The sequence below is a fragment of the Achromobacter sp. 01N37 genome (genome assembly GCF_056399725.1).
Genome location: NZ_JBFTRX010000004.1, coordinates 21,971 through 46,630, shown reverse-complemented (window position 1 = coordinate 46,630; position 24,660 = coordinate 21,971). Strand labels below are relative to the sequence as shown.

Annotated in this window: 24 protein-coding genes; 17 read left to right on the top strand and 7 right to left on the bottom strand. The window is 64.0% G+C overall.

The window, feature by feature from the left end:
- Positions 1-20: 20 nt before the first annotated feature.
- The 6 genes from aceK (at position 21) to AC1DSJ_RS09165 (ending at position 8,927) form a co-directional block, all read left to right on the top strand.
- Positions 21-1,940 carry a bifunctional isocitrate dehydrogenase kinase/phosphatase gene (gene aceK / locus AC1DSJ_RS09190; protein ID WP_441372632.1) on the top strand — a complete coding sequence of 640 codons (1,920 nt, stop codon included), beginning with the start codon at positions 21-23 and terminating at the stop codon, positions 1,938-1,940.
- A gap of 2 nt (positions 1,941-1,942) precedes the next feature.
- Positions 1,943-3,124: an acetyl-CoA C-acetyltransferase gene (locus AC1DSJ_RS09185; RefSeq protein WP_054420981.1), complete on the top strand. Its 1,182-nt coding sequence runs from the start codon at positions 1,943-1,945 to the stop codon at positions 3,122-3,124.
- 218 nt (positions 3,125-3,342) lie between these two features.
- Positions 3,343-4,950: a carboxyl transferase domain-containing protein gene (locus AC1DSJ_RS09180; protein WP_054420980.1), complete on the top strand. Its 1,608-nt coding sequence runs from the start codon at positions 3,343-3,345 to the stop codon at positions 4,948-4,950.
- Positions 4,951-5,007: 57 nt separating this feature from the next.
- Entirely contained in the window at positions 5,008-7,035 is a 2,028-nt protein-coding gene (locus AC1DSJ_RS09175) for an acetyl/propionyl/methylcrotonyl-CoA carboxylase subunit alpha (RefSeq protein ID WP_346552442.1), read from the top strand.
- A gap of 154 nt (positions 7,036-7,189) precedes the next feature.
- Positions 7,190-8,431 (top strand): MFS transporter, encoded by a 1,242-nt coding sequence (locus AC1DSJ_RS09170; protein ID WP_054420978.1) that lies wholly within the window; start codon positions 7,190-7,192, stop codon positions 8,429-8,431.
- A 121-nt stretch (positions 8,432-8,552) separates the two neighbouring features.
- Complete coding sequence (locus tag AC1DSJ_RS09165) at positions 8,553-8,927, top strand: glutaredoxin family protein (protein ID WP_441372633.1); 375 nt, start codon at positions 8,553-8,555, stop codon at positions 8,925-8,927.
- 52 nt (positions 8,928-8,979) lie between these two features.
- Here AC1DSJ_RS09165 and AC1DSJ_RS09160 read toward each other — a convergent pair whose 3' ends face one another.
- Positions 8,980-10,197 (bottom strand): hypothetical protein, encoded by a 1,218-nt coding sequence (locus AC1DSJ_RS09160; protein ID WP_441372634.1) that lies wholly within the window; start codon positions 10,195-10,197, stop codon positions 8,980-8,982.
- Between the two features lie 57 nt (positions 10,198-10,254).
- On the opposite strand from AC1DSJ_RS09160, the gene AC1DSJ_RS09155 reads away from it, so the two are divergent.
- The gene (locus AC1DSJ_RS09155; RefSeq protein ID WP_342066348.1) at positions 10,255-10,752 is read left to right on the top strand and encodes a hypothetical protein; all 498 of its coding nucleotides are present in this window, start codon (positions 10,255-10,257) and stop codon (positions 10,750-10,752) included.
- On the opposite strand, the gene AC1DSJ_RS09150 is transcribed toward AC1DSJ_RS09155, so the two are convergent.
- Entirely contained in the window at positions 10,730-11,344 is a 615-nt protein-coding gene (locus tag AC1DSJ_RS09150) for an ABC transporter ATP-binding protein (protein WP_441372635.1), read from the bottom strand. The genes AC1DSJ_RS09155 and AC1DSJ_RS09150 overlap by 23 nt on opposite strands.
- A gap of 75 nt (positions 11,345-11,419) precedes the next feature.
- Here AC1DSJ_RS09150 and AC1DSJ_RS09145 point away from each other — a divergent pair, with 75 nt between their 5' ends.
- The 5 genes from AC1DSJ_RS09145 to AC1DSJ_RS09125 all read left to right on the top strand — a co-directional run bounded on the left by AC1DSJ_RS09145 (position 11,420) and on the right by AC1DSJ_RS09125 (position 16,315).
- Positions 11,420-12,214, top strand: a complete 795-nt coding sequence (locus AC1DSJ_RS09145) for a hypothetical protein (protein WP_441372636.1) — start codon at positions 11,420-11,422, stop codon at positions 12,212-12,214.
- On the top strand, positions 12,211-12,903 hold the full coding sequence (gene gph / locus AC1DSJ_RS09140; protein ID WP_441372637.1) for a phosphoglycolate phosphatase: 693 nt from the start codon (positions 12,211-12,213) through the stop codon (positions 12,901-12,903). The genes AC1DSJ_RS09145 and gph overlap by 4 nt, the downstream gene beginning before the upstream one ends.
- On the top strand, positions 12,900-13,376 hold the full coding sequence (locus tag AC1DSJ_RS09135; protein WP_441372638.1) for a hypothetical protein: 477 nt from the start codon (positions 12,900-12,902) through the stop codon (positions 13,374-13,376). Before gph ends, AC1DSJ_RS09135 begins: the two co-directional genes overlap by 4 nt.
- 197 nt (positions 13,377-13,573) lie before the next feature.
- Complete coding sequence (locus AC1DSJ_RS09130; RefSeq protein WP_175170485.1) at positions 13,574-14,392, top strand: SDR family oxidoreductase; 819 nt, start codon at positions 13,574-13,576, stop codon at positions 14,390-14,392.
- 6 nt (positions 14,393-14,398) lie between these two features.
- Positions 14,399-16,315: a glycoside hydrolase family 15 protein gene (locus AC1DSJ_RS09125; protein WP_441372639.1), complete on the top strand. Its 1,917-nt coding sequence runs from the start codon at positions 14,399-14,401 to the stop codon at positions 16,313-16,315.
- Between the two features lie 26 nt (positions 16,316-16,341).
- On the opposite strand, the gene AC1DSJ_RS09120 is transcribed toward AC1DSJ_RS09125, so the two are convergent.
- Entirely contained in the window at positions 16,342-16,782 is a 441-nt protein-coding gene (locus AC1DSJ_RS09120) for a DUF3806 domain-containing protein (protein ID WP_054420969.1), read from the bottom strand.
- Between the two features lie 151 nt (positions 16,783-16,933).
- A complete protein-coding gene (locus AC1DSJ_RS09115; RefSeq protein WP_441372640.1) occupies positions 16,934-17,707 on the bottom strand; it encodes a class I SAM-dependent DNA methyltransferase in 774 nt (257 codons plus the stop codon).
- Here AC1DSJ_RS09115 and AC1DSJ_RS09110 point away from each other — a divergent pair.
- Entirely contained in the window at positions 17,702-18,292 is a 591-nt protein-coding gene (locus AC1DSJ_RS09110; protein ID WP_441372641.1) for an HD domain-containing protein, read from the top strand. The genes AC1DSJ_RS09115 and AC1DSJ_RS09110 overlap by 6 nt on opposite strands.
- Here AC1DSJ_RS09110 and AC1DSJ_RS09105 read toward each other — a convergent pair.
- The 3 genes from AC1DSJ_RS09105 to AC1DSJ_RS09095 all read right to left on the bottom strand — a co-directional run bounded on the left by AC1DSJ_RS09105 (position 18,271) and on the right by AC1DSJ_RS09095 (position 20,558).
- On the bottom strand, positions 18,271-18,591 hold the full coding sequence (locus tag AC1DSJ_RS09105) for a hypothetical protein (RefSeq protein WP_054420966.1): 321 nt from the start codon (positions 18,589-18,591) through the stop codon (positions 18,271-18,273). The genes AC1DSJ_RS09110 and AC1DSJ_RS09105 overlap by 22 nt on opposite strands.
- Before the next feature lie 122 nt (positions 18,592-18,713).
- Positions 18,714-19,073, bottom strand: a complete 360-nt coding sequence (locus tag AC1DSJ_RS09100) for a cupin domain-containing protein (RefSeq protein ID WP_054420965.1) — start codon at positions 19,071-19,073, stop codon at positions 18,714-18,716.
- Positions 19,074-19,364: 291 nt separating this feature from the next.
- Positions 19,365-20,558, bottom strand: coding sequence for an acetylornithine transaminase (locus AC1DSJ_RS09095; protein ID WP_476760302.1), 1,194 nt, complete (start codon positions 20,556-20,558; stop codon positions 19,365-19,367).
- Between the two features lie 216 nt (positions 20,559-20,774).
- Here AC1DSJ_RS09095 and AC1DSJ_RS09090 point away from each other — a divergent pair, with 216 nt between their 5' ends.
- The 4 genes from AC1DSJ_RS09090 (at position 20,775) to AC1DSJ_RS09075 (ending at position 24,646) form a co-directional block, all read left to right on the top strand.
- Entirely contained in the window at positions 20,775-21,740 is a 966-nt protein-coding gene (locus tag AC1DSJ_RS09090) for a Bug family tripartite tricarboxylate transporter substrate binding protein (RefSeq protein ID WP_175170482.1), read from the top strand.
- 190 nt (positions 21,741-21,930) lie between these two features.
- On the top strand, positions 21,931-22,704 hold the full coding sequence (locus AC1DSJ_RS09085) for an SDR family oxidoreductase (protein ID WP_441372642.1): 774 nt from the start codon (positions 21,931-21,933) through the stop codon (positions 22,702-22,704).
- An 18-nt stretch (positions 22,705-22,722) separates the two neighbouring features.
- Entirely contained in the window at positions 22,723-23,631 is a 909-nt protein-coding gene (locus tag AC1DSJ_RS09080; RefSeq protein WP_441372643.1) for a LysR family transcriptional regulator, read from the top strand.
- A 232-nt stretch (positions 23,632-23,863) separates the two neighbouring features.
- Entirely contained in the window at positions 23,864-24,646 is a 783-nt protein-coding gene (locus AC1DSJ_RS09075) for a transporter substrate-binding domain-containing protein (protein ID WP_054420960.1), read from the top strand.
- Positions 24,647-24,660: the final 14 nt, after the last annotated feature.

Here is a 24,660-nt window from a genome sequence, read left to right as displayed (position 1 = left end):
CGCCGGCCGAGCGCTCCGCCATGATCCGCCTGTCCGACGTCCAGCATATCGAGCCGGCCCCCGCCCCGGGGCCGTCTCCGCTGGATGTCGCGCGGCGGATTCTGGCGGGCTTTGATCGCCACTACGCGCTGTTTCGCTACAGCGCGCAGCGCGCCAAGGCGCTGTTCGAATCCGGCGACTGGCACGGCATTCAGCACCTGTCGCGCGAACGCATCGAGTACTACGACATGCGCGTGCGCGAATGCGCCACGCAACTGGAAGGCGTGTTGCGCGGGCGCCCCGAGAGCGCGCTGGACGACATCCCCAGCCACAACGGCACCAGCAACGGCAACGGCGCGGCCGTGCCCGCGCTGACCGACGCCCAGACCGCCTACTGGCAACAGATCAAACAGGAATTCGTGGGCCTGCTGGGCGAACACAAGCAGCCCGAATGCGCCGAAACGTTTTTCAATTCGGTAACGTGCCGGCTGCTGCACCGCGACTATTTCCACAACGATTTCCTCTTCGTGCGGCCCGCCGTTGCAACGGAATATCTGGACAGCAGCATGCCGTCGTACCGGGTGTATTACCCGGCCACCGACGGCATGGAAAAAAGCCTGATCCGCATGGTGGCCGACTTCGGCCTGGCGCTGCCGTTTGAAGACCTGCCACGCGACACCCGCATGCTGGCGCGCGCCGCGGTCAAGCAATTGCGTACGCTGCTGCCGCGCCATGTGGGCCGGCGCATCGCCAGCGACTGCCAGATTCATGCGCTGGGCTCGCTGTTCTTTCGCAACAAGGGCGCCTACATCGTTGGCCGCCTGATCAACCAAACCACCGTCTACCCCTTTGCCGTGGCGCTCACGCGCAATCCGGCAGGGCAGGTGACGCTGGACGCGCTGCTGTTGGGCGCGGATGACCTGAGCACGCTGTTCAGCTTCACACGCGCGTATTTCCTGGTCGACATGGAAACGCCCGCGGCGGTGGTGAACTTCCTGGCGAGCCTGTTGCCGCGCAAGCCCAAGGCCGAGCTCTACACCATGATCGGCCTGCAAAAGCAGGGCAAGACACTGTTCTACCGCGACTTCCTGCATCACCTGACCCATTCGCGCGACGCCTTCGACATTGCGCCCGGCATCAAGGGCATGGTGATGTGCGTGTTCACGCTGCCGTCTTACCCGTACGTGTTCAAGCTGATCAAGGACCGCATCGACAAAGACGGCATGGACCACGCCACCGTGCGGCGCAAGTACCAGATGGTAAAGCTGCACGACCGCGTCGGCCGCATGGCTGATACCTGGGAGTACTCGCAGGTGGCGCTGCCGCGCAGCCGTTTCGCGCCGGCGCTGCTGGATGAATTGCGGCGGCTTGTGCCCAGCCTGATCGAAGAAACGGATGACACCGTCGTCATCCGCCACGTCTACATCGAACGGCGGATGACGCCGTTGAACATCTATCTGCGCCAGGCGTCCGACGCGCTGCTGGAACCCGCCGTGCGTGAATACGGCGATGCGATCCGTCAGCTGGCGGCGGCCAATATTTTCCCCGGCGACATGCTGTACAAGAACTTCGGCGTCACGCGGCTGGGCCGGGTCGTCTTTTATGACTACGACGAAATCCAGCGCATGACCGAGATGAATTTCCGGCGCATCCCGCCGGCCCCCAACGAAGAAGCGGAAATGGCGTCCGAACCCTGGTACGCCATCGGACCGAACGACGTATTCCCCGAAGAATTCGGCCGCTTCCTGCTAGGCGACGCGCGCGTGCGCGGCGCCTTCATGCGTCACCATGCCGACTTGCTGGAGCCGGACTGGTGGCAGGCCTGCCGCACCCAGGTGGCGCAAGGCCGAATTGAAGAATTTTTCCCTTACGATACGGACAGACGGCTGCGATCGGCACGCCCTTCAGGCACCCGCGCAGTTCCGACTCCCAGACGCTGTCCCGACCCTCACAGGAGCTAGTCATGTCAGATCCCATCGTTATCGTTTCCGTCGCCCGCACCCCCATGGGCGGCATGCTGGGCAGCTTGTCCGGCCTGGCCGCGCATGAGCTTGGCGCGGTGGCCATCAAGGCCGCCATCGAGCGCGCCGGCATCAAGCCCGAGCAAGTTGATGAAGTCATCATGGGCAACGTGCTGCAAGCCGGCCAGGGCCAGGCGCCCGCGCGTCAAGCCGCACTCGGCGCAGGCCTGCCGCTGGGCGTGGCGTGCACCACGATCCACAAGGTGTGCGGTTCGGGCCTGAAGGCAGCCATGTTCGGCCATGACCTGCTGGCCGCCGGCAGCGCCGAAGTTGTCGTCGCGGGTGGTCAGGAAAGCATGAGCAACGCGCCGTACCTGCTGCTCAAGGCGCGCCAGGGCTACCGCTTTGGCCACAACACCGTGTATGACCACATGGCGCTGGACGGCCTGGAAGATGCGTACGACAAGGGCAAGGCCATGGGCGTCTTCGCCGAAGACTGCGCCACCAAATACGAATTCACGCGCGAACAGCAAGATGCGTTCTCGCTGGAATCGCTGCGCCGCGCCCGCGCCGCCACGGAAGATGGCAGCTTCAAGTGGGAAATCGCCCCCGTCACCGTCGCCGGCCGCAAGGGCGACACCGTGATCGATACCGACGAAGCCCCCACCAAGGCCATGCCGGAAAAGATCCCGACCTTGAAGCCCGCCTTCAAGAAGGACGGCACCATCACCGCCGCGAACTCGTCGTCGATCTCCGACGGCGCTGCCGCCATGGTGCTGATGCGCGCGTCCACCGCCGAAAAGCTCGGCGTGAAGCCGCTGGCCCGCATCGTGGCGCACAGCCAGCACTCGCAAGAACCGGGCTGGTTCACCACCGCCCCGGTTGGCGCGCTGAAGAACCTGTTCGCCAAGACCGGCTGGAAGGCCGAAGACGTGGACCTGTACGAAATCAATGAAGCCTTCGCGGTGGTCACCATGGCCGCCATGACCGACTTCAAGCTGCCGCACGACAAGGTCAACGTCAACGGCGGCGCCACCGCCCTGGGCCACCCGATCGGCGCATCGGGCGCGCGCCTGATGGCCACGCTGGTTGGCGCGCTGCGCAAGACTGGCGGCAAGCGCGGCGTCGCCACGCTGTGCATCGGCGGCGGTGAAGCCGTCGCAATGGCCATCGAAATGGTCTAAGGCAATGCCTGGGAGACGGACTCACCCTCCGTCTCCCGATTGGCTTTTCGCCGCGCCTTTCTTGTGTGGCTTCCGGACGCGACAACGAGTCGCGGGCCATGCTTGGAAAGGCGCAACGAAAACCCAATCGACAAGAATGCCCGGCCCACCGGGCAGCGAGACAAACCGCTCAACCAGAGCGCCTTCAAATTCCAATCAAGCAGGACGGGTGGAACCCCATGCCCATCATCGAATCCCGCATCAATCCGCGGTCGCAGGACTACACCGACAATGCGCGCGCCATGCAGGCGCAGCTGGATGATCTGAATCAGAAACTGGCGCAGACCGCGCTGGGCGGCAGTGAAGCCGCGCGCGCCAAGCACGTGGCGCGCGGCAAACTGTTGCCTCGCGACCGCGTCGAGAACCTGATCGATCCGGGCACCCCGTTCCTGGAACTGTCGCCCATGGCGGCGCACGATATGTACGACGGCGACGCGCCGGGCGCCGGCGTCATCACCGGCATCGGCCGCGTGTCGGGCACCGAATGCGTCATCGTCTGCAACGACGCCACCGTCAAGGGCGGCACGTACTACCCGATGACGGTCAAGAAGCATTTGCGCGCGCAGGAAATCGCCGCGCAAAACCATCTGCCTTGCGTCTACCTGGTGGATTCGGGCGGCGCCAACCTGCCGCAACAAGACGAAGTCTTCCCAGACCGCGAACACTTCGGCCGCATCTTCTACAACCAGGCGCAGATGTCTGCGCAAGGCATTTCGCAGATCGCCGTGGTGATGGGTTCGTGCACCGCGGGCGGCGCGTACGTGCCCGCCATGAGCGATGAATCCATCATCGTGAAGAACCAGGGCACCATCTTTCTGGGCGGCCCGCCGCTGGTGAAAGCGGCCACCGGCGAAGAAGTCAGCGCCGAAGACCTGGGCGGCGGCGACGTGCACACGCGCCTGTCCGGCGTGGTCGACCATCTGGCCGCCAACGACATGCATGCGCTGCAACTGGCGCGCAACGCTGTGGCGCGCCTGAACCGCAAGAAGCCCGCGCCGCTGGCGACCATTCCCGTGCGCGAACCGCGCTACGACCCCAGCGAATTGAACGGCATCATCCCCGCCGACACCCGCAAGCCCTACGACGTGCGCGAAGTGATTGCGCGCATCGTTGACGGCTCCGAGTTCGACGAATTCAAAGCGCGCTTCGGCCCCACGCTGGTCACGGGCTTTGCGCACATCCAGGGCATGCCGGTAGGCATCGTCGCCAACAACGGCATCCTGTTTTCGGAATCGGCGCAGAAGGGCGCGCACTTCATTGAACTGTGCGCGCAGCGCAAGATTCCGCTGGTGTTCCTGCAGAACATCACCGGCTTCATGGTGGGCCGCAAGTACGAAAACGAAGGCATCGCGCGCCACGGCGCCAAGATGGTGACGGCGGTGGCAACGGCCGCCGTGCCGAAGTTCACCGTGCTGATCGGCGGCTCGTTTGGCGCGGGCAACTACGGCATGTGCGGCCGCGCCTACTCCCCGCGCATGCTGTTCATGTGGCCCAACGCGCGCATCTCGGTGATGGGCGGCGAGCAGGCTGCAAGCGTGTTGGCCACCGTCAAGCGCGATGGCATCGAAGCGCGCGGCGGCAAGTGGTCGGCCGACGAAGAAGCCGCCTTCAAGGCGCCCATCCGCGAACAGTACGAACACGAAGGCCATCCGTACTACGCAACGGCGCGCCTGTGGGACGACGGCATCATCGCCCCGGCGGACACGCGCCGCGTGCTGGGCCTGGCGTTGTCGGCCGCGCTGAATGCGCCAATTGAAGACACGCGCTTCGGCGTGTTCCGCATGTAGGGCAGGCGCCACCGCCGCCCCCGCAGATCAAGAAGAACACCAGCCAGGATGACATTCATGTTCGACACTTTGCTGATTGCCAATCGCGGAGAGATTGCCTGCCGCGTCGCCGCCACCGCCCGACGCATGGGCATCCGCACCGTTGCCGTGTATTCGGATGCGGACGCCAATGCGCGCCACGTGGCGGCCTGCGATCAGGCCGTGTACATCGGCGGATCGGAACCGCGCGCGAGCTACCTGCGCGCCGACGCCATTCTGCAAGCCGCCATCGACACCGGCGCGGGCGCCATCCACCCGGGCTACGGCTTCCTGTCGGAAAACGAAGCCTTTGCCGAAGCCGCGGAAAAAGCCGGCATCTCGTTCGTGGGCCCGCCCGCCTCGGCCATTGCCGCCATGGGCAGCAAGTCGGCCGCGAAGTCGTTGATGGAAAAGGCCGGCGTGCCGCTCGTGCCGGGCTATCACGGCGACAACCAAGACCCGCAATTCCTCAAGACCCAAGCCGATGGCATCGGTTACCCCGTGCTGATCAAGGCCAGCGCGGGCGGCGGCGGCAAGGGCATGCGCGTCGTGGAATCATCGGGCGCATTCCTGGATGCACTGGCCTCGTGCCAACGTGAAGCCGCGTCCAGCTTCGGCGACGACCGCGTGCTGATCGAACGCTATCTGCAAAAGCCGCGCCACATTGAAATCCAGGTGTTCGCCGACACGCATGGCAATTGCGTCTATCTGTTTGAACGCGATTGCTCGGTGCAGCGCCGCCACCAGAAAGTCATCGAAGAAGCCCCCGCGCCGGGCATGACGGAAGAACGCCGCCGCGCCATGGGCGAGGCCGCCGTGGCCGCCGCGCGCGCCGTGGGCTACGTAGGCGCAGGCACCGTCGAGTTCATCTCGGAGCCCGACGGCCGTTTCTACTTCATGGAAATGAATACGCGCTTGCAGGTCGAACACCCGGTCACCGAAATGATCACGGGTCACGATCTGGTTGAATGGCAATTGCGCGTAGCGGCCGGCCAGCCGCTGCCTGCACGCCAGGAAGACCTGCGCATCAATGGCCACGCCATCGAAGCCCGCATCTACGCTGAGAACCCAGAGAAGGGCTTCCTGCCGTCGATCGGCACCTTGGCCTACCTGGGCCTGCCCCCGCACACCGCGTTCACCAACGGCGATATCCGCGTAGATGGCGGCGTGCGCACGGGCGACACGATCACGCCGTTCTATGACCCGATGATCGCCAAGCTGATCGTGCACGGCGCTGACCGCGACCAGGCGCGTGCCCGCATGCTGCAAGCGCTGGCGCAAACGCAGGCCGTGGGCGTGCAAACCAACGTCGCGTTCCTGTCGCGCCTGATGAGCGACAGCGCCTTTGCCGCCGCCGACCTGGACACGGGCCTGATCGAACGCCAGCGCGCCACGCTGCTGCCGGAACCGCAAGCCGCCAATGCCGCCACGCTGGCGCTGGCCTCGGCCGCCGTGCTGGTGCGCCAGGGCCTGGCCCAGCCCGGCCTGGCATCCTCCGGCAAGGGTCCGGCAGACCCCTGGGACGCGCGCGACGGCTGGCGCCTGGGCAACCAATATCAACGCCATCTGCAATGGGTGGACAACGGCGAGACGCGGCGCGTCACCGTGGCCCGCCAGGGCGGCGCGTGGACGCTGGACACCGGCGCGGGCGCCCAACCGTTCCTGTGGCGCTCGCACGCCAGCGCCAACCCGAACCTGGCCTATGGCCTGCGCATCACGCTGGCAGGCCACGAGAACGCCGGCACGGTCGTGCTGCATGGCGACCGCGCCCACGTCTTCGGCGAAGGCGGCGTGCACGTCCTGGAGCTCTACGACCCCCTCACGCACGCGCAGGACACGCAAGGCGAGCACAGCGGCGGCCTGACGGCCCCGATGCCCGGCAAGATCATCTCGATCTCGGTCAAGGCGGGCGACACCGTCGAAAAGGGCCAACCGCTGCTGGTGATGGAAGCCATGAAGATGGAACACACGATCTCCGCCCCCGCCGATGGCAAGGTCGAAGAAGTGTTCTACGGCGTGGGCGACCAGGTCACCGAAGGCGCTGAACTGGTGTCGATCGGGGCGTAGGCGCTTGCCCTGGCGCGCCATCGCGGTGGTCGTCAGGCTTGCCTCATTGACCGCAGGCTATCGCCCTGCCGGCTGGCGCTTTAGTTTCGCGTCAGCCGGCTGTCACTAGAATGTGCCTTCCGGCGCCGCCCGCGCGCCTGCCGCGCACGCTCCCATGCCCGCCCCCGATTCCCCCAGTCCGCTTACCCGCCCCCCGTTCCTGCACTTCCTGTTCGCGCGCGTCAGCGCGTCGTTGGCCTTTCAGATCGTCTCGGTGGCGGTGGGCTGGCAGATCTACGCGCTGTCCGGCAGCGCGATCGACCTGGGGCTGATCGGCCTGGCGCAGTTTCTGCCCATGGCCGCGTTGACGCTGGTGGTGGGCCACGTCGCCGACCGCTACGACCGCCGCAAGATCGTCGCCCTCTGCATGGCGCTGGAAACGCTGGCCACGCTGGTGCTGGCCATTGCCGCCTTGCACGGCGTGGGCGGCAAGACGCTGATCTACGCCACCATCATCATCATGAGCTCGGCGCGCGCCTTCGAAGCGCCGACCTTGTCCACGCTGATCCCCGCCGTGGTGCCCCGCGAATGGCTGCCACGCGCAACCGCCTTGGCGTCTTCGGGCGGCCAGATCGCGCAGATCGCCGGCCCCGCGCTGGGCGGCATCGGTTACGGATTTGGGGCAGGGTGGATCTATTGTGTCGCCGCGGCGTTGTACCTGTCGGCCTTCGCGTCGATTGCCACGCTGGTGATCGAACGCGCCCCGCCGCGCAAGGAACCAACGACGTGGCGCACGCTGTTCGCCGGCATCACGTTCATCTTCCAGCGGCGCTTGCTGCTTGGCACCTTGTCGCTGGACTTGTTCGCCGTGCTGCTGGGCGGCGCCACGGCGCTGCTGCCGATCTTCGCCAAAGACATCCTCAACGCCGGCCCCTGGGCGCTGGGCGCGTTGCGCGCGGCCCCCGCCTGCGGCGCGGCGTTGATGTCGCTGACGCTGGCCCGCTTGAGCCTGGGCGAACACGTGGGCCGGTTGCTGTTTGGTTCGCTGATCGTGTTCGGGCTGGCGACCACGGTGTTTGGCTTGTCGACCTCCATTCCGCTATCAGTCGCCGCGCTGGTGGTGCTGGGCGCGGCGGACGCGGTGAGCGTCGTGGTGCGCTCGTCGCTGGTGCAGCTGAACACGCCCGACCACATGCTGGGGCGCGTCAGCGCGGTAAACACCTTGTTCATTGGCGCGTCGAATCAGCTGGGCGAATTTGAATCCGGACTGACGGCGGAACTGTTCGGCGCCGTGCCGGCGGTGGTGATTGGCGGCATGGGAACCATCGCGGTTGCCGGGTTATGGATGCGATGGTTCCCGGAATTAAGAAAGCTGAAGACCTTGCAGGGGCACGAGACGGCGCAGAAGCAGGCGTGAAGCCATGGGCTTGAGGTCATGGGCTTGAAGTCATCGGCTTGAAGTCATCGGCTTGAGGTCACAGGGCTGAAGGCACACAGGGTAGACTGGCTGCCTCTTTCTTCCTATCGAGTCCCCAACCATGTTTGTGAAAGCCCTACGTGTCGGCCTGGGTCAGTTGATTGTGCTGGGCGACGCGTTGACGCGCCCGCGCCCGCAGAAGCGCTCGGCACAAGGCCAGGCGGCGGTCAATAAAGACGCCGCCGCGCTCGCGCTCTATCAATTCAATGCCTGCCCGTTCTGCGTGAAGACGCGTCGCGCAATGCATCGCCTGAATGTGCCGGTCGCGCTGCGCGACGCCAAGAATGATCCGCAAGCGCGTGAGCAATTGYTGACGGGCGGCGGCAAGGTGAAAGTGCCTTGCCTGCGGATCGAAGACGCGGACGGCACGCGCTGGATGTATGAATCCAACGAGATCATTGCGTATCTGGATAAGCGGTTTGGTGGGGTGGCGTGACGATGGGGTAGGGGCGTAACCCGCGCGTAACCCATTACCCCGCCAAGCCTGGCTATCGGAATGCCTCGATCACGTTTGGCGACGCCTTGTCTATCGGCTTTCCGTATACGGTTGGCTTTCTGTAGACCATGCCGCGCAGCAACTCATCCATCTTGGGCATCTTGAAACTCGTGGCGCTGGGCGCCTGACGAAAATTCTCGATGCTGGCGGGCAAGCGCTGCACGGTCAGTGACTGAATCAGGCACATCGTGTCACGCGCGGTTTTCTGGCACTTGTCCATGTTCAGCACGGGTTGGCCGTCCATCAGTACGAAACCATCGGTCAACACGACCTCGCCTTCTTTCAAGGTGATTGACGCGATCGGAGCAAAGTGCAGTTGCACAGTCATGCCTCGCACCTCTAGCTCCTCGGCCGTGCCGGCCTCGACGCCGCGCTGGGCGCTGCGCTGCCACCGGAATTCACGAGCGGCTTCATCGCAGCCGCCCCCCAGACGTACTACCACTTCGCACCCCTCGCCCAATCCGTCATCGGTTGCTTTCTCGTACTGCGGCCACGGACCCGTTTTCTTGTAGCCGATATCCGTCGTCTCGATCAGCGTAGACACGCCGACTTCTTCCAACGCCTCATCTATTGTCCAACTCCTCGTCCCGTTGGGAGTCGCGGCTCCTGGCTGACGATAAGTGATGACGTTGAGACGGTATTCGCCCGGCCACACGGGAATCACCTGATACGTGATCGCGCCATTTGGTGTTTGGAACTGAGGCCCAAGGTCGAAGTGATCGAGTTTGTGTTTGCCATGGCCGGTGGTGATGGCATAGTCGCGCTCGGTCTTATGATTCCAACGCATCAACAGGCTTTGCTGGCGCAGAAACTTCTCACGCGTGGCTGCGTCGTCGAAATTACGCTGGCCCCCCGCATCAAGGTTGATGGTCGGAATCACCAACAAAGCCATGCCGTCGCGCACAAGACTGCCAATCGCGTTATCGAAGCTCGACCGTTGCCGCTCCGTTGTTTCGGCCACTTTCGCGACCCATTCGGGGTCGGGCGGCGACAGCGCAAGGGCGACCGCAGGCGTGAAAAGTCCAATCAGGCAAGCTCGGGCGAGCACGGGACCAAGCGACATCGTTCTTCTTTCCTTTTTCTGATTCAAGGATGGACGGCGAGGGCGTGCCAGCGCGGCCTCGCAGAAAAAACGGCCCGGCCATGATATCGCGATGCCGCCAGTGCGCCAGCGCGCCAGGAAATCGTTGCATTTGTCATGTTTTGCCACGCACGATGGGCGAGTTCCGTGTTGAATGTCGCGCAAGAAAACCCATCAGACGCTCACATGCCTATCGACTTCGAGCCCATCGAAAACGGCTTTATGGAAACGCTGCGGCCGCATCCCGCCTTTGCCGGCTGGCGCAAGAAGCGCAAGCGTTGCCTGTGGCGCAAGGTGGGCGACGTCGAGCAAGGTGTAGAGCTGATCCGCTACAAGGACTCGTTCGAGAACCGGCAGCGGGTGTCGCTGGGTCTGTACGTGTCCGTGCCTTATGAGCGGGAATGGCCGGTGTATGTGCCCACCGAAATCTGGGACAAAGGCCGCTTGTATCGGCGTGCGTATCTCGTGCCGAATCAAGGTCTGGTGGACGACAACAGCTTTGCCAGCGGCGCGCTGATTACGCTGACCTCAGAGGAAGAACTGGCGGCGTGGCTGGCAACGTTGGCGGCCGATATCGACCCGCACGTCGCCCCGTGGTTCAAGCAGTACGACACGCTGGAAGCGGCGTCCTATGAATATGAGATTCCCAGCTGGCGCAACGTCAGCGCAAGTCCGCCACGTTGACCGTGCTGGCGTCACAGGCCTCGACAAGTTCGGCATCGTGGCTGGCGAACAGCACAACGCGGTCCTGCGCCCAGGTCTTGAACACGTCGGCCAGCACGGCGCGGGCCTGCGCATCCAGGCCGCTGCTGGGGCCATCCGCAATGACAACCGCGGGATTCCCCAGCGCCGCGGCCGTCAGATACACCTTGCGGCGCGTACCGGTCGACATCTGTTCGAAGCGCTTGTCCAGATGCGGCTCCAGGCCCAGACGATACGCAAGGTCAAGCACAGCAGCATCAAGCGGCACGTGCTTTTCGTCGGCCACTTGCCGCAGCAGCTCACGCCCGGTCAGGGTGGGAAACGCCAGGCAATTGTCGGGCACATAGGCCAGACGGGCCCGGGCTTGTTGCGGTGCGTGGGCGAGCGAATGTCCGTCGATCCAGACGTCGCCGTCATCCGGCGCCACCGCGCCCGCGATGATGCCCAGCAAGCTGGATTTGCCGGTGCTGTCTTCTTCGCATAGCGCCACGCATCCCGGCGTGAACGTATGCGTCAGGCCTTGGAAGACGAGATAGTCGCCGTAGCGTTTGCTGAGATTGTCGATGCGTAGCATGCCCGAAGTTTACGCAGGAAAGCGGGGGCTGCGGTATAAACAACCCGCCATTTTTTTCCAAAAAAAAGGAATCTTGTGTCGATCAAATTTGGGGCCGGCCGTCTTGCGGCGGCAACCGCCAGCGTCCTCCGCCGCCAGGGCCGCGCCATGCTGGCCGCAGCGCCCTGGTCGTTGGCCGCGTTCACGTTAACGCTGCCGTTTGCGTTGACGTTTTCACGCTTGAACCAGCCATCGGATTTGCTGTGGGCCGCGCTGACCCTGATCAACCTGATCGCGTTTGCCCGCATGACGTACGCCTGGCACCGGATTGCCGCCGCGGGCGAGGCCAGCCGCTTGCCCGTTGCGCGTGGCGGCTCGGGCGAGGCGCGGTACCTGGTTCTGCTGAGCGCAATCGCCATCGTCATCACGGCCCTGGCGCGCGCAACCGGCGACCTGCCATATGCGGTCTACATGTTGCTGGACGCACCGCCCGACGGACGCTTCTATGCCGCATTGCTCGCCGCGCTAGCGGTGATCTGGCTGCCGGTGTTGTACGCGCTTGCCGTGTACGGCGTGAGCCTGCCACGCGCTGCGGTAACAGGGGAGTATGGACTGGGTGGGATACGCGCTGACGAGGCCGGCACTGGCGGTGTACGTGCCCCGATGCACTATCCGCGTTGGCCATTGATGGTGTGTCTGCTCGCACTGATCGCGATGGCCAGCTTTGCCGCCATCAACCTCGAACCGTTGACCTACGGCGCCTTCGAAACCGAACACTGGCCGATGGCCGCACTAAGCGTGTTGCTCTGCGTCCCGATCACGTTCGTGGTGATGACGATGTACGCGGTGGCGTATCGCGATTCTGTGGGCGGGGCGCACGAAGGAACATGATGACGACGGATCTCAACGCACTGGACGGCGCCACCATCGCCTTCGATCTTGACGGCACGTTGGTCGAATCGGCCCCCGACCTGATCGGCGCCGTGAATGCCATTCTGACCGCCGAGGGCTACCCGCCTCTGGCCTATGAAGCCGGCCGGCCCTTCGTCAGCCGTGGCGCCCGCTGGCTGCTGCAATCCGGCCTTGCGGCGGCAGGCGAACAAGACCCTGCCGCCCGTACCGCCGCGCTCTTCGGCCGCTTCATCAGCCATTACAGCGCGCATATCGCCGACGAAACCCGGCCCTTCCCCGGCGTCGTCGCTGCGTTGAAAGTGCTGAAGGAACGCGGCGCAACGCTCGTCGTCTGCACCAACAAACCCACCGGCTTGTCACGAACACTGCTGAGCAAACTGAGCATGGCGCAATGGTTCGACGGCGTCGTCGGCATCGACGCCGTCACCGCAGCCAAACCCGACCCCGCCCATCTGATCGAAGCGGTCCAGGCGGTGGGCGGCGACCTGGCCCGCACCGTCATGGTGGGCGACGCCGACACCGACGCCGGCGCGGCGAGGGCTGCCGGCACGCCGTTGATTCTGGTCGATTTCGGCTACTCCGACATTCCAGCTGCGGAACTCGCGCCAGACGTTCTGCTCCATCATTTCGACGATTTGGTCGACGCGTACGCGAGCTTGCTGAAATGAGCCTTGCTCCCGAACCCTACGCTCCCCGCCGCATCGCACCCCTTGAAATCTGGCGCGGCGCCGGTCATGCCATCAAGGTCTACGGTATTCATCGCGATATCGATGCGGGTTCAGTCGTACTGGCCGATAAGGTGCTCGCCTCGGTGCGTGCTGCGATGGTGGAAGTGCTAACCGAACCTGCCGGCGACCAGCGCAGCCATGGTCTGGGATTCTGCATCGTCCACGTCGGCGAAGAAGCCGTGTGGTTGCTGGTGGACTGGTGGATCTCAGGCGGCATCGTGTGCCAGCGCATGCTATCGGCGCCGCTAGAACGGCCCGAAGTATTCACGCCCGTCCACGCGCCTGCCCTTGCCTGCGTCTGGGAACTGGTCATCACGGCGCACGAGCGCGATGCATGGGTGCGGCACATGCTCACGGCAGAACCGAATCCGGGCGCTTACCTGGACGACATCTTGCCTGCGGGTTGTTATTGATGGGGTTGGGTATCGACAACAGCGGCTGGTACGTCAGCTGAGCCGAAGCGCCGGAGCACGGCGGCGGGAGAAGGCTTGAAGCCGAAGGTTGAAGCCGCACGCGTTCGGGACTAAGCTGAACTTTCGCTATCGAACGCGGCGCGACAAGATCCGCACGGCCATCGCCCCGGATCGGCTCGCCGCAAGGAGAGAGCAGCATGCGGCATGCAGTGGACTTATCCGGGCGTGTGGCCATCGTCACCGGCGCCAACTCAGGCATCGGGCGCGGCGTGGCGCTGGAACTCGCGCGGGCAGGCGCGAAAGTGGTCGTCAACCATCGCCCCAACCAAGACTCCGAACAACGCGGCCATGCCGTCGTCCAGGACATCACCAACGCAGGCGGACAAGCCGTTGCAATCGCCGCCGACATTAGCCGCGAAGACGATGTCGAGCAATTGTTCCGCGCGGCAAGCAATCACTTTCAAGACATCGACATCCTGGTCAACAACGCGGGCATCGAGCAGCCTGCTCCCATCCAGGACATGACGCTGGCCCAGTGGCAAAAGGTGATCGACACCAATCTGACCGGCCAGTTTCTGTGCGCACGCGCGGCCGCACGGGCGTTTTTGAATCGCACGCCGAAGCCGCCCGCCGAAGCCGCCGCCGGAAAAATCATCTTCATCAGCTCCGTTCACGAAGTGATTCCGTGGGCATTCCAATCCAACTATGCGGCCTCGAAAGGCGGCGTGTCGCTGCTGATGCAGTCGCTGGCGCAAGAGCTTGCGCCGATGAAGATACGCGTGAATTCCGTTGCGCCCGGCGCCATCCGCACGCCCATCAATGCTCCCGCCTGGAACACGCCGGAAGCCCTGGCGTCGCTGCTCAAGCTGATTCCGTACGGACGCATCGGCGAACCGGAAGACGTGGCGCGCGCCGTGGCGTGGTTGGCCAGCGACGATTCTGATTACGTCACGGGGTCGACCTTGTTCGTCGATGGCGGCATGACGCTGTACCCCGAATTTCGCGGCGCGGGTTAAGCGCATATGTCCAAACCCCTGGAAGACTACGGCTTGATCGGCAATATGTTGTCGGCGGCGCTGGTTGCGCGCGACGGCTCCATTGATTGGCTGTGCCTGCCGCATTTCGATTCGTCCGCCTGCTTCGCCGCCTTGCTGGGCGACGACAGCCATGGACGCTGGCTGCTTGCGCCGCGCAATACGGCGCCTGCCGTGGAAAACCCCACGGACAATTCCGCGAACCATCCCACGGGCGACAACACGGGCTGCGATACGGGCTCTGATACTGGCTCTGATACGGGCTGCAACACCACCCGCCGCTACCTGCCCGAAACCGCCGTGCTGGAAACCCGCCATAAAACGCCTACCGGCGCCGTGCGGGTCTACGACTTCATGCCGCTTAGCGACGATGAAGAACGCGTGGACGTGGTGCGTATCGTGCAAGGCGAGTGGGGCCACGTCGACATGCATATGGAACTGACGCTGCGCTTCAACTACGGGCAGGCGGTGCCTTGGGTACGTCGGCGCGATTACGGTTTGAGCGCCATCGCCGGACCCGACGCCGTCGAGCTGCACACGGCCGTGCCGCTGGTTGGCCGCGACATGAAAAGCGTGGCGGATTTCACCGTGCGGCAAAACGAGACCGTGCCGTTCACCTTGTCGTATCACCGCTCGCACAAGATGCCGCATTTCGTGCCAGACCGCATGGAAAGCATGGACCGCACGATTGCGTGGTGGCATGAATGGGCCAAGCGCTGCCATTGGGAGAACGGCCCCGGCGAGCGGCGCGACGCGGTAGTGCGGTCACTGATCACGCTCAAGCTGCTGACGTTTCAACCCACAGGCGGTATCGTCGCAGCGCCCACCACGTCGCTGCCCGAGCAACTGGGCGGCAGCCGCAATTGGGACTATCGCCACTGCTGGCTGCGTGATTCGGCGCTGACCTTGTACGCGCTGCTGAACGCCGGGTATCGCGAAGAGGCCGAGGCCTGGCGGCAATGGCTGCTGCGCGCCGCGGCGGGCCACCCCAATCAGTTGCAGATCATGTACGGTATTGCCGGCGAACGCTGGCTGCCCGAACACGACATTCCCTGGCTGCCTGGTTATGAAGGCAGCGCGCCCGTGCGCATGGGCAACGCCGCGGCCGGGCAAATGCAGCTGGACGTGTATGGCGAACTGATCGAAACCCTGCACGCTGGCCGTGTGGCCGATCTGGCGCCGCTGGCTGAAGCATGGCGTATGCAAAAAGTGCTGCTCACGGCGCTCGAGGACTTGTGGCGCGAGCCAGATCACGGCATCTGGGAGGTGCGCGGACCCCGCCGCGCGTTCACGCATTCGCGGCTGATGTGCTGGGTGGCGTTGGATCGCACCGTGAAATCCTGCGAACGATTTGGCCTGGAAGGCCCGGTGGACCGTTGGCGTGCGCTGGCCGACGAAATCCGCCAAGACATCTGCACGCACGGCTTTGACGCGCAGCGCAACACCTTCGTGCAGTACTACGGCGGCACGGCGCTGGACGCGAGCCTGTTGCTGATTCCCCAAGTGGGCTTTCTGCCGCCGGATGATCCGCGCGTGACCGGCACTGTGGACGCCATCGAACGCGAACTGCTGCGCGATGGCCTGCTGCTGCGGTATTCCACCCAGCACAGTGACGACGGCCTGCCCGGCGACGAAGGCGTATTCCTGGCGTGCAGCTTCTGGCTGGCCGATGCGTACATCATGCAAGGCCGGCTTGCCGACGCGCACCAATTGTTTGGGCGCCTGCTGTCGCTACGCAATGACCTGGGGTTGCTGTCTGAAGAATACGACGTGGTGCGCAAGCGCTTGGTCGGGAATTTCCCGCAAGGGTTCTCGCACATTGGCTTGGTCAATACGGCGTACAACCTGAGTGCGGCAGGGGGGACCGCGCATCAGCGATCATCGCGCAATGCGCCGCACGACTGACGGGCCGTCGCGCTCGTCGAAGTAAATCAACGATATTCGTGCGCTTTGTCTTCGATGAACGTTTTCAGCCATTGCGCCAGATGCGCGACGTTGATCACCTCGTTCGCCTCGGCGCGCTTGAGCAGCATGGTGACCACGCCAATCTGCAACGTCGTCGCCTGATAGCGCAGCACGGCATCCGTGCCGAATTGGTCGGTGACCTGCGCCCACGCCAAGCCCGGGACCATCGTCGTCAAGCCATCGCCAAACGCAATGCCCATGGCTTCCCAGCCCGCCACGTCTTCCGCTTCCAGGAGATCGGCATCGACGATGCGTTGCAGCAGTTCAAAGTCCGCGGCGGAGTGCGTCAGTTCGCTGTCGGGAAAATTCAGGGCAACCAGCGCATGGAGCTGAGCGCGTCGCGCTTGCATGTATTCCAGGGTGGATGTGGGCAACGGCTGGAAATCGGCAGTCATTTCTTGGGTCATGCAGTCTGCTTCCTGATGCGGGTTTTTGCATGCCGCGAGGGGTTGCGGCGGGTTTACGGGCGGGCTTAGTGGTGGGCTGAGTGGCGGGCTGAGTGGCGGGCTTAGTGACGGCTCGGTCGGCTCGGTCGGCTCGGGCGGCCGTCATTGTCGCTCAAAGCGTGCCAACTTCCCGCTGCGCCAGCCACACCGTGGCGCCCCCGCAAGCCGGATCGTTCTCTACATAGTGCTTCACGGCAAACCCATTGGCATTGAGCAGCTGCCGATACTCCTCGCGATCCAAACTGCCGTGATAAAGCGGCTTGCCCTCGAACTGGCCAATGGCTTCTCCCAGCGAAGTGCCGCTGGTGAACATCAGCACCGCCCCGGGCGAAGCAAGACGCCGAAAGGTGCTGAACATGGGCCGTTGATCTTCGGGGCTCAGATGGAAAAAGCTATGCCAGGCAATCAAACCGTGAAAGGGCTCGGTGAACGGCAACCGCCGCATATCAGCGGCGATCCATCGTTGGTTGGGGAACGTCGATTGCGCCCGAGACAACAAGGGCAACGAGGTATCAATACCCGTGATCGAGCAACCGCTTTCGATCAGATGGCGCGCGATGGGGACACCGCTTCCGCAACCGATGTCGAGCACTTGCGGGTGCGGGACGGGCAGTAAAGACAGGAACTGCGTCAACCAGCCGAGTTCGACAAGCGTAGTTCCACGCTGCGCTTCAAACGCAGCGGCGTGGTCTTGATATAGCGCGATAACGTCATCGGCGGGTGAGGGCATGGTCGTTAACCGAGAAGGGAGTTCAGGAGGTGCAATCGAATGGAACTTTAAGGTGTCAGACTGCAATTTCAAAGCCCGCATAACTTCTGGGATGTACGCCGCCGCACGTAAAATCAGCCCCTGCACACCGATACCCACATAGGCCATGGCATGCATTCAACCCCTCTGGAAAGCCAGCTGAATTTCCTAAGAGAAATCGATCGGCTGAAATCCGTCGTCCGGCAGTCTCCGCTGCTGGACCGCAGCCGAAAGGAAAACTCTGCCGAACACTCATGGCACTTGGCGATGTACGCGTTGATCCTGAGCGAGTACGCGAGTGGCGCGGTGAATACGAACCGGGTCATCCAGATGCTCTTGCTGCATGACATCGTTGAGATAGACGTGGGTGATTTTCCGATTCACGGCGGGTCATCCGCCGCGTTGCAGGCCGAGCAGGAATTCAAAGCGGCCGAGCGCTTGTTTGGATTGTTGCCCTCGCCGCAACGCGATGACTATCTCAGCCTGTGGCAGGAATTTGAACGGGCAGAGAGTGAAGACGCGCAGTTCGCGAAGGCGCTTGATCGCTTTCAGCCGCTACTCACGAATATTTATTCCGGCGGGGGAACGTGGACCGAGAACGGCGTGTCTCTGGAACAGGTTTTTTCGCGGTACGGGCCGGTCATCAAACGAGGCGCACCCCGGCTGTGGGACGAGTGCGAACGATGGGTGACGCGGCATTTTCAGCTGAGTAACGGTTCCTGAAAGGACGCCCAAGCCTCGTCTTCGATTCCCTCTATCACGTTCCCATCTTCATCGGCAATCGTGAAGGCCTGTTGATCTCCGCCAATGCTGGCGGCGCCATCCAGCCCCAACAGCAGCGTGTACATCGTGTCCCGAAGCACGCCGTCCAGCACGACCCGCATCTGTTCGCCCTGCTCAGCTGACAAGCCCATCGCCCGCACCCTGGCTGCGACGTCGCTGGCGCCTTCTGGCGCCATGAACGACTCCAGCAATTCCGCCCTTAGCGCATTCCAATTCGCGACGAACTCCTTCGCGTCCATTTCGATTCCTTTATCAACCCATCACCAAGCAACGGCATCACCTTCACTGCCGCCACGCCCAAGAACACAAGGGCCGCGATCTCTGCAGCCCTTAGAAAAAATGCAGTCAGACTGCATTTTCGCTACCCCTCCCGAGGTTGCCATCGACCCGGAAGATTGTGCATCAGCGTGAGCAGCGCAACCGATGGCACGCGCGCGTACAGGCTGTGGGGCTCGTCGCCCGGCAACATGACCAATTGGCCTTCAACGAGCGTGCACTGGCCAGCCGACGCCTCGATGTCGATCTGCCCGTTCAGGCATTGCAGGGTCATCACACCCTGAACGTGATGTGAGGGCATGCGATGTCCCGCTGGCAACACAAGCCGAATAATCTGCACATCCGTCGTGCGCAGCAGACTGATGCTGACGGGCGGGTCCGGTTCCGCGCTCGGTCTATGAAGCAGGTCGACGACATCCAGCGGGTTCGCGTGCTTGAGGGCCATAAGGACTCCGATTCAGAATCGAAAACGATGCGCTTTGGTGCATAGGCAATCTGCGCACAAGCAATCACGCACAAGCAATCAGACTGCATTATCGAAGTTGGAAATTGCAGTCTGACAGCAATGCAAATTGCAGTCTGACACCAATACCGAAATTGCAGTCTGACACCAATACCACGACACCAATACCAGTCACGATAGGCGCCCCGCCGCGTCACACCATGGGTGGCGTTCCAAATAAACAAGGGCCGCATTGCTGCGGCCCTTGGCTTATTCCCTACCTACGTAACGCGATCACGCCTTACGCACCTGTGCGATCAGCGCATCCAGTTGCGTCAGCATCAGGTCGATTTCTTCGGCCGTGACGTTCAGCGCCGGCATGAAGCGCAGCAGGTTGGGGCGCGGGGCGTTCAGCAGCAGGCCTTGCGGGTTCTGGTTGCGGGCGGCTTCGACGATGGCGGGGCCGTCGTCGCGGTCCATGATCAAGGCGCGCAGCAGGCCTTGGCCGCGCTCGCCCTTCATGCCGTACTTGGCCGACAGGGCCAGCAGGCCTTCGGACAGTTGCTTGGCGCGCGCGTTGACGGCGTCCATGAAGCCCGGGGCGGCCAGCGCGTCGAACACGGCGACGCCGACGGCGGTGGTCAGCGGGTTGCCGTTGTACGTGCCGCCCTGGTCGCCATGCGAGAACACGCAAGCGTCCTGGCGCGCCAGCAGCGCSGCCAGCGGCACGCCGCCGCCGATGCCCTTGSCCAGCGTCATGATGTCCGGCGTGACGTCGGAATGCTGGTAGGCGAACATCTTGCCCGTGCGGCCCATGCCGGTCTGGACTTCGTCAACGATCAGCAGCAGCTGGTTCTCGTCGGCCAGCTTGCGCAGGCCTTGCATGAATTCGCGGGTGGCGGGGATGACGCCGCCTTCACCTTGCACCGGCTCCAGCATGATGGCGACGGTCTTGTCGTCGATCAGTTTCTTCACCGATTCCAGGTCGTTCAGCTCAGCCTTGGGGAAGCCTTCGACTTGCGGGGCGAACATCTTGTCCCAGCCCGGCTTGCCCGATGCGGACATCGTGGCCAGCGTGCGGCCGTGGAAGCCGTGGTTCATCGTGATGATCTTGTAGGCGCCGTTCTTCTTGACCTGGCCCCACTTGCGCGCCAGCTTGATGGCGCCTTCGTTGGCTTCGCCGCCGCTGTTGGCGAAGAACACGCGGTCAAAGCAGGACGCGCCGGTCAGGCGTTGCGCCAGCTCGATCGAGGGGATGTTGTAGAACGCCGGCGACGGGTTCATCAGCTTTTGCGACTGTTCGATCAGCGCGCGCTGCATTTCCGGCGCCGAGTGGCCCAGCGTGTTCACGGCCCAGCCCTGCACGAAGTCCAGGTATCGCTTGCCCGCGTGATCCTCCAGCCAGGACCCCTTGCCGCTGACGAACACGAGGTCCGGGCGGGAGGTGATATCCATGAGGGTGTTGACGTTGAACTGGCTGAATTCCATGGCGGTTCCTGCGGGGTGAAAGGACAGGGGAAGAAGAAAACTTCGCGGGGGAAACGCGAAAGGGCAAATGTAGCACCGACAGAGGGATGCTATCGTGACGCACCCCCGCCGATTCGCCCCGGGCCGCCTCAAAAGGGCCGCCGTCTCGGGCGCTCTATTTTATGCAAGTGGCGCGCCCTACGCGCGCAGCCCGTTGTCGCTTTTTACTGACCAATCATGAAACGTATCCTTTCCAGTCTTGCTGCCGGCCTGGCGCTGGCGGCGGCCGGCGCGCCCGTGCACGCCGAATATCCCGAACGACCCATCCGCCTGATCGTGCCGTTCCCGCCCGGACAGGCCACCGACATCTTCGCCCGCGCGCTGGCTGAAAAGCTGGGCGCGGCCGTGAAGCAGCCGATCGTGGTGGAAAACCGCGCTGGCGCCGGCAGCAACATCGGCATGGAACAAGCCATGCGCGCCCCCGCCGATGGCTACACGCTGGTCATTGCGGGCAGCGCCGCCGCGGTCAACCAGACGCTGTACAAGACCATCAACTACAGCCTGACCAAGGATTTCGCGCCGGTGTCGGGCGTGTTCTCGGTGCCGCTGATGTTCCTGGCCACGCCGGCATCCGGCATCACGTCGCTCAAGCAGCTGGTGACGCAGGCGCGCGCCAATCCCGGCGAACTGGCCTACGCGAGCGCCGGCATCGGCGGCACGCAGCATCTGTCGGCCGAGATGTTCAAGGCCGCAGCCGATATCGACATCCGCCACATTCCGTACAAGGGCAGTGGCCCGGCCCAAGCGGATTTCCTGGGTCACCAGGTGCCGTTGATGGTGGATTCGGTGACGGCCGGCCTGCCGCACGTGCAGAACAAGAAGGCCGTGGCGCTGGCCGTGACCACCGCCAAGCGCCTGCCGCAGCTGCCCGACGTGCCGACCGTGGCCGAATCCGGCTACCCCGGCTTTGAGGCGATTGGCTGGGCCGCCGTGCTGGCCCCGCGCGACACGCCGCCCGCAGTGACGAACTACCTGAGCAAGCAGATCGGCCAGGCGCTGTCGACGCCGGAAATGCAGAAGTTCCTGCGTGACCGGGGCGCCGAACCGATGCCGCTGACGCCCGAAGCCACCGGCGCATTCATCGCGGCGGAAGTGGACAAGTGGGGCCGCGCGGTCAAGCAGTCCGGCGCGCAGGTGGACTAAGCACGCCGTCGGCCACGCCGAAAAGCCGTCCCTGTTTTTCAGGGGCGGCTTTTTTATGGCCCGCCCGTCGTGCACGCCCGCCCCCGGGATTGGGCGGTTTTTCTGGATGATCCATCTCGCCTCAGCCGGTTTATCCACAGCAAGCCCTTGCCTAAGCTCGAAGCTCCATTGATTCATGAAGGGGTTTTCCATGGCAGACCATTCCATCAAAGGCAAAGTCGTGCTGATTGCGGGCGGGGCGAAGAACCTGGGCGGGTTGATTGCGCGCGACTTGGCCGCGCACGGCGCCCGCGCCATCGCCATCCACTACAACAGCGCTGCGTCGAAAGCCGATGCCGATGCGACCGTGGCCGCCGTTGAAGCGGCGGGCGCAAAGGCCGTGGCCTTGCAAGCCGACCTGACGACGGCGGGCGCGGTCGAGAAGCTGTTTGCGGATGCGGTCGCAGCCGTGGGCAAACCCGATATCGCGATCAATACCGTGGGCAAGGTGTTGAAGAAGCCGTTCACCGAGATCAGCGAAACCGAGTACGACGAGATGACGGCGGTGAATTCCAAGACGGCGTTTTTCTTCCTGCGCGAAGCGGGCCGGCACGTGAACGACCACGGCAAGATCTGCACGCTGGTGACGTCGTTGCTGGGTGCGTTCACGCCGTTCTATGCCGCCTATGCGGGCACCAAGGCGCCGGTTGAGCACTACACCCGCGCGGCGTCGAAAGAGTTTGGCGCGCGCGGCATTTCGGTCACGGCAGTCGGCCCCGGCCCGATGGACACGCCGTTCTTCTACCCGGCCGAAGGCGCCGATGCGGTGGCGTATCACAAGACCGCCGCCGCGCTCTCGCCCTTCAGCAAGACGGGGCTGACCGACATCGAAGACGTCGTGCCGTTCATCCGCCACCTGGTCAGCGACGGCTGGTGGATCACGGGCCAGACCATTTTGATCAACGGCGGCTACACGACAAAGTAAGCGGCTACTCTGTCACGCATGGACAGATTCGACCAATACCGCGTCTTCGCCCACGTCGCCGAAATGGGCAGCTTCATCAAAGCCGCCAACGCGCTGGACGCGCCGCGGGCGTCGGTGTCGGCCGCCATCCAGCAGCTGGAAACGCAGCTGGGCGTACGCCTTTTGCACCGCACGACGCGGCAGGTTCGCCTGACGGCCGACGGCGAACAACTGCTGGCGCGCGTGCGCCCGTTGCTGGCGGAAGTGGAAGACATCGACCAGCTGTTTCATGCCAGCCAGCGCCAGGTGTCGGGCCGGCTGAGCATTGATGTGCCCAGCCGTATCGCCCGCCGCCTGATCGCGCCGGCGCTGCCTGGCTTGCTGCGCCGCCACCCCCGGCTGGAACTGGCGTTGACCTCTACTGACCGCGCGATCGATCTGGTGCAGGCAGGCGTGGACGGCGCCGTACGCATTGGTGCGCTTGCCGATAGCAGCCTGGTGGTTCGGCCGCTGGGCCGGATCGCCCTGATCAACTGCGCCAGCCCCGGCTATGTGCGCGAGCATGGCGAACCACGCCAGCCTGCCGACTTGTCCAGCGCCCATTGGGCCGTGGGGTATGCGTCACCCAAGACGGGCCGCGAACTGCCTTGGGAATTGCCGCCCGGCGATGACACCGGGCTTCCCGGGCCGCTGCCCAGCCGGGTGACCGTGGACAACGCCGAAAACTACATCGCCTGCTGCCTGGCCGGCCTGGGGCTCATCCAGATTCCGCGCTTCGATGTTCAGCATTTGCTGGATGCCGGCGAGCTGGTCGAAGTGATGCCGGCGTATCGCGCGGCGCCCATGCCGGTGTCGTTGATCTATCCGCACCGGCGGCAGCGCACGCGCCGGCTGACCGTCTTTCAAGAGTGGTTTGACGCGCTGATGCGGCCCCACTTGGACGCCTGATCCGCACAAGCGCCCGAGATATCAACACCCACCAAACCGGTGCGGCGCATGCCCGGTTCCGGCGCATGCGCGGCACCAAAACAGGGCAGAGCGCAAACGCATCGCAAGCCTCGCGCAGCGCAATCCCCTGCCACGCGAAATGGCACGGAACTTGCTTTTCCAGCTTTGTATACCGAATTGGTGTGCAACGCATCGACCCGCCCCGGGCGATGTGCGCCCTGGAGAGTTCCTCATGAACCGTAGAACCCTGTTGTTGTCCCTTTGCACCGCCGCCAGCCTGCTGGCCGCGCCGCTGACGCACGCCGACACGCTGGACGATATCGTCAAAGCGGGCACCATCAAGATTGCCGTGCCGCAGGATTTCCCGCCGTTCGGCTCGGTGGGCGCCGATATGAAGCCGCTGGGCTATGACATCGACACCGCCGCGCTGATCGCCAAGCAGCTGGGCGTGAAGCTGGAACTGGTGCCGGTCACCAGCGCCAACCGCGTGCCGTACTTGCAAACCCGCAAGGTGGACCTGGTGATCTCCAGCCTGGGCAAGAATGCCGAGCGCGAAAAAGCCATCGACTTCTCTGACGCCTACGCGCCGTTCTTCAATGGCGTATTCGGCCCGGCGGACCTGAAGGTCTCGTCGGCCGCCGACCTGGCGGGCAAGACGATTGGTGTGACACGCGGCGCGGTGGAAGATATCGAGCTGTCGAAGATTGCGCCGGAATCCGCCACGTTGAAGCGCTATGAAGACAACAACGGCACCATCACCGCCTTCCTGTCGGGCCAGGTGCCGATGATCGCCACGGGCAACGTGGTCGCCGCCGCCATCCTGGCGCGCAACCCGGCGAAAAAGCCCGAGACGAAATTCCTGATCAAGAACTCGCCGTGCTACATCGGCATGAACAAGGACGAGCCCAAGCTGCGCGCCAAGGTCAACGACATCCTGGCCGCCGCCAAGCGTGACGGTTCGCTGTCGGCGATCTCGCAGAAATGGCTGGGGGCCGAGCTGCCCAAGGATCTGTAAGTACCGAAGGCGGC

What these genes read in the sequence shown, in the direction of transcription:
- aceK (WP_441372632.1), top strand. Translation starts at nt 21, where the DNA reads ATGATCCGCCTGTCCGACGTCCAGCATATCGAGCCGGCCCCCGCCCCG.
- AC1DSJ_RS09185 (WP_054420981.1), top strand. Translation starts at nt 1,943, where the DNA reads ATGTCAGATCCCATCGTTATCGTTTCCGTCGCCCGCACCCCCATGGGC.
- AC1DSJ_RS09180 (WP_054420980.1), top strand. Translation starts at nt 3,343, where the DNA reads ATGCCCATCATCGAATCCCGCATCAATCCGCGGTCGCAGGACTACACC.
- AC1DSJ_RS09175 (WP_346552442.1), top strand. Translation starts at nt 5,008, where the DNA reads ATGTTCGACACTTTGCTGATTGCCAATCGCGGAGAGATTGCCTGCCGC.
- AC1DSJ_RS09170 (WP_054420978.1), top strand. Translation starts at nt 7,190, where the DNA reads ATGCCCGCCCCCGATTCCCCCAGTCCGCTTACCCGCCCCCCGTTCCTG.
- AC1DSJ_RS09155 (WP_342066348.1), top strand. Translation starts at nt 10,255, where the DNA reads ATGCCTATCGACTTCGAGCCCATCGAAAACGGCTTTATGGAAACGCTG.
- AC1DSJ_RS09150 (WP_441372635.1), bottom strand. Translation starts at nt 11,344, where the DNA reads ATGCTACGCATCGACAATCTCAGCAAACGCTACGGCGACTATCTCGTC.
- gph (WP_441372637.1), top strand. Translation starts at nt 12,211, where the DNA reads ATGATGACGACGGATCTCAACGCACTGGACGGCGCCACCATCGCCTTC.
- AC1DSJ_RS09135 (WP_441372638.1), top strand. Translation starts at nt 12,900, where the DNA reads ATGAGCCTTGCTCCCGAACCCTACGCTCCCCGCCGCATCGCACCCCTT.
- AC1DSJ_RS09130 (WP_175170485.1), top strand. Translation starts at nt 13,574, where the DNA reads ATGCGGCATGCAGTGGACTTATCCGGGCGTGTGGCCATCGTCACCGGC.
- AC1DSJ_RS09125 (WP_441372639.1), top strand. Translation starts at nt 14,399, where the DNA reads ATGTCCAAACCCCTGGAAGACTACGGCTTGATCGGCAATATGTTGTCG.
- AC1DSJ_RS09120 (WP_054420969.1), bottom strand. Translation starts at nt 16,782, where the DNA reads ATGACCCAAGAAATGACTGCCGATTTCCAGCCGTTGCCCACATCCACC.
- AC1DSJ_RS09110 (WP_441372641.1), top strand. Translation starts at nt 17,702, where the DNA reads ATGCATTCAACCCCTCTGGAAAGCCAGCTGAATTTCCTAAGAGAAATC.
- AC1DSJ_RS09115 (WP_441372640.1), bottom strand. Translation starts at nt 17,707, where the DNA reads ATGCATGCCATGGCCTATGTGGGTATCGGTGTGCAGGGGCTGATTTTA.
- AC1DSJ_RS09105 (WP_054420966.1), bottom strand. Translation starts at nt 18,591, where the DNA reads ATGGACGCGAAGGAGTTCGTCGCGAATTGGAATGCGCTAAGGGCGGAA.
- AC1DSJ_RS09100 (WP_054420965.1), bottom strand. Translation starts at nt 19,073, where the DNA reads ATGGCCCTCAAGCACGCGAACCCGCTGGATGTCGTCGACCTGCTTCAT.
- AC1DSJ_RS09090 (WP_175170482.1), top strand. Translation starts at nt 20,775, where the DNA reads ATGAAACGTATCCTTTCCAGTCTTGCTGCCGGCCTGGCGCTGGCGGCG.
- AC1DSJ_RS09085 (WP_441372642.1), top strand. Translation starts at nt 21,931, where the DNA reads ATGGCAGACCATTCCATCAAAGGCAAAGTCGTGCTGATTGCGGGCGGG.
- AC1DSJ_RS09080 (WP_441372643.1), top strand. Translation starts at nt 22,723, where the DNA reads ATGGACAGATTCGACCAATACCGCGTCTTCGCCCACGTCGCCGAAATG.
- AC1DSJ_RS09075 (WP_054420960.1), top strand. Translation starts at nt 23,864, where the DNA reads ATGAACCGTAGAACCCTGTTGTTGTCCCTTTGCACCGCCGCCAGCCTG.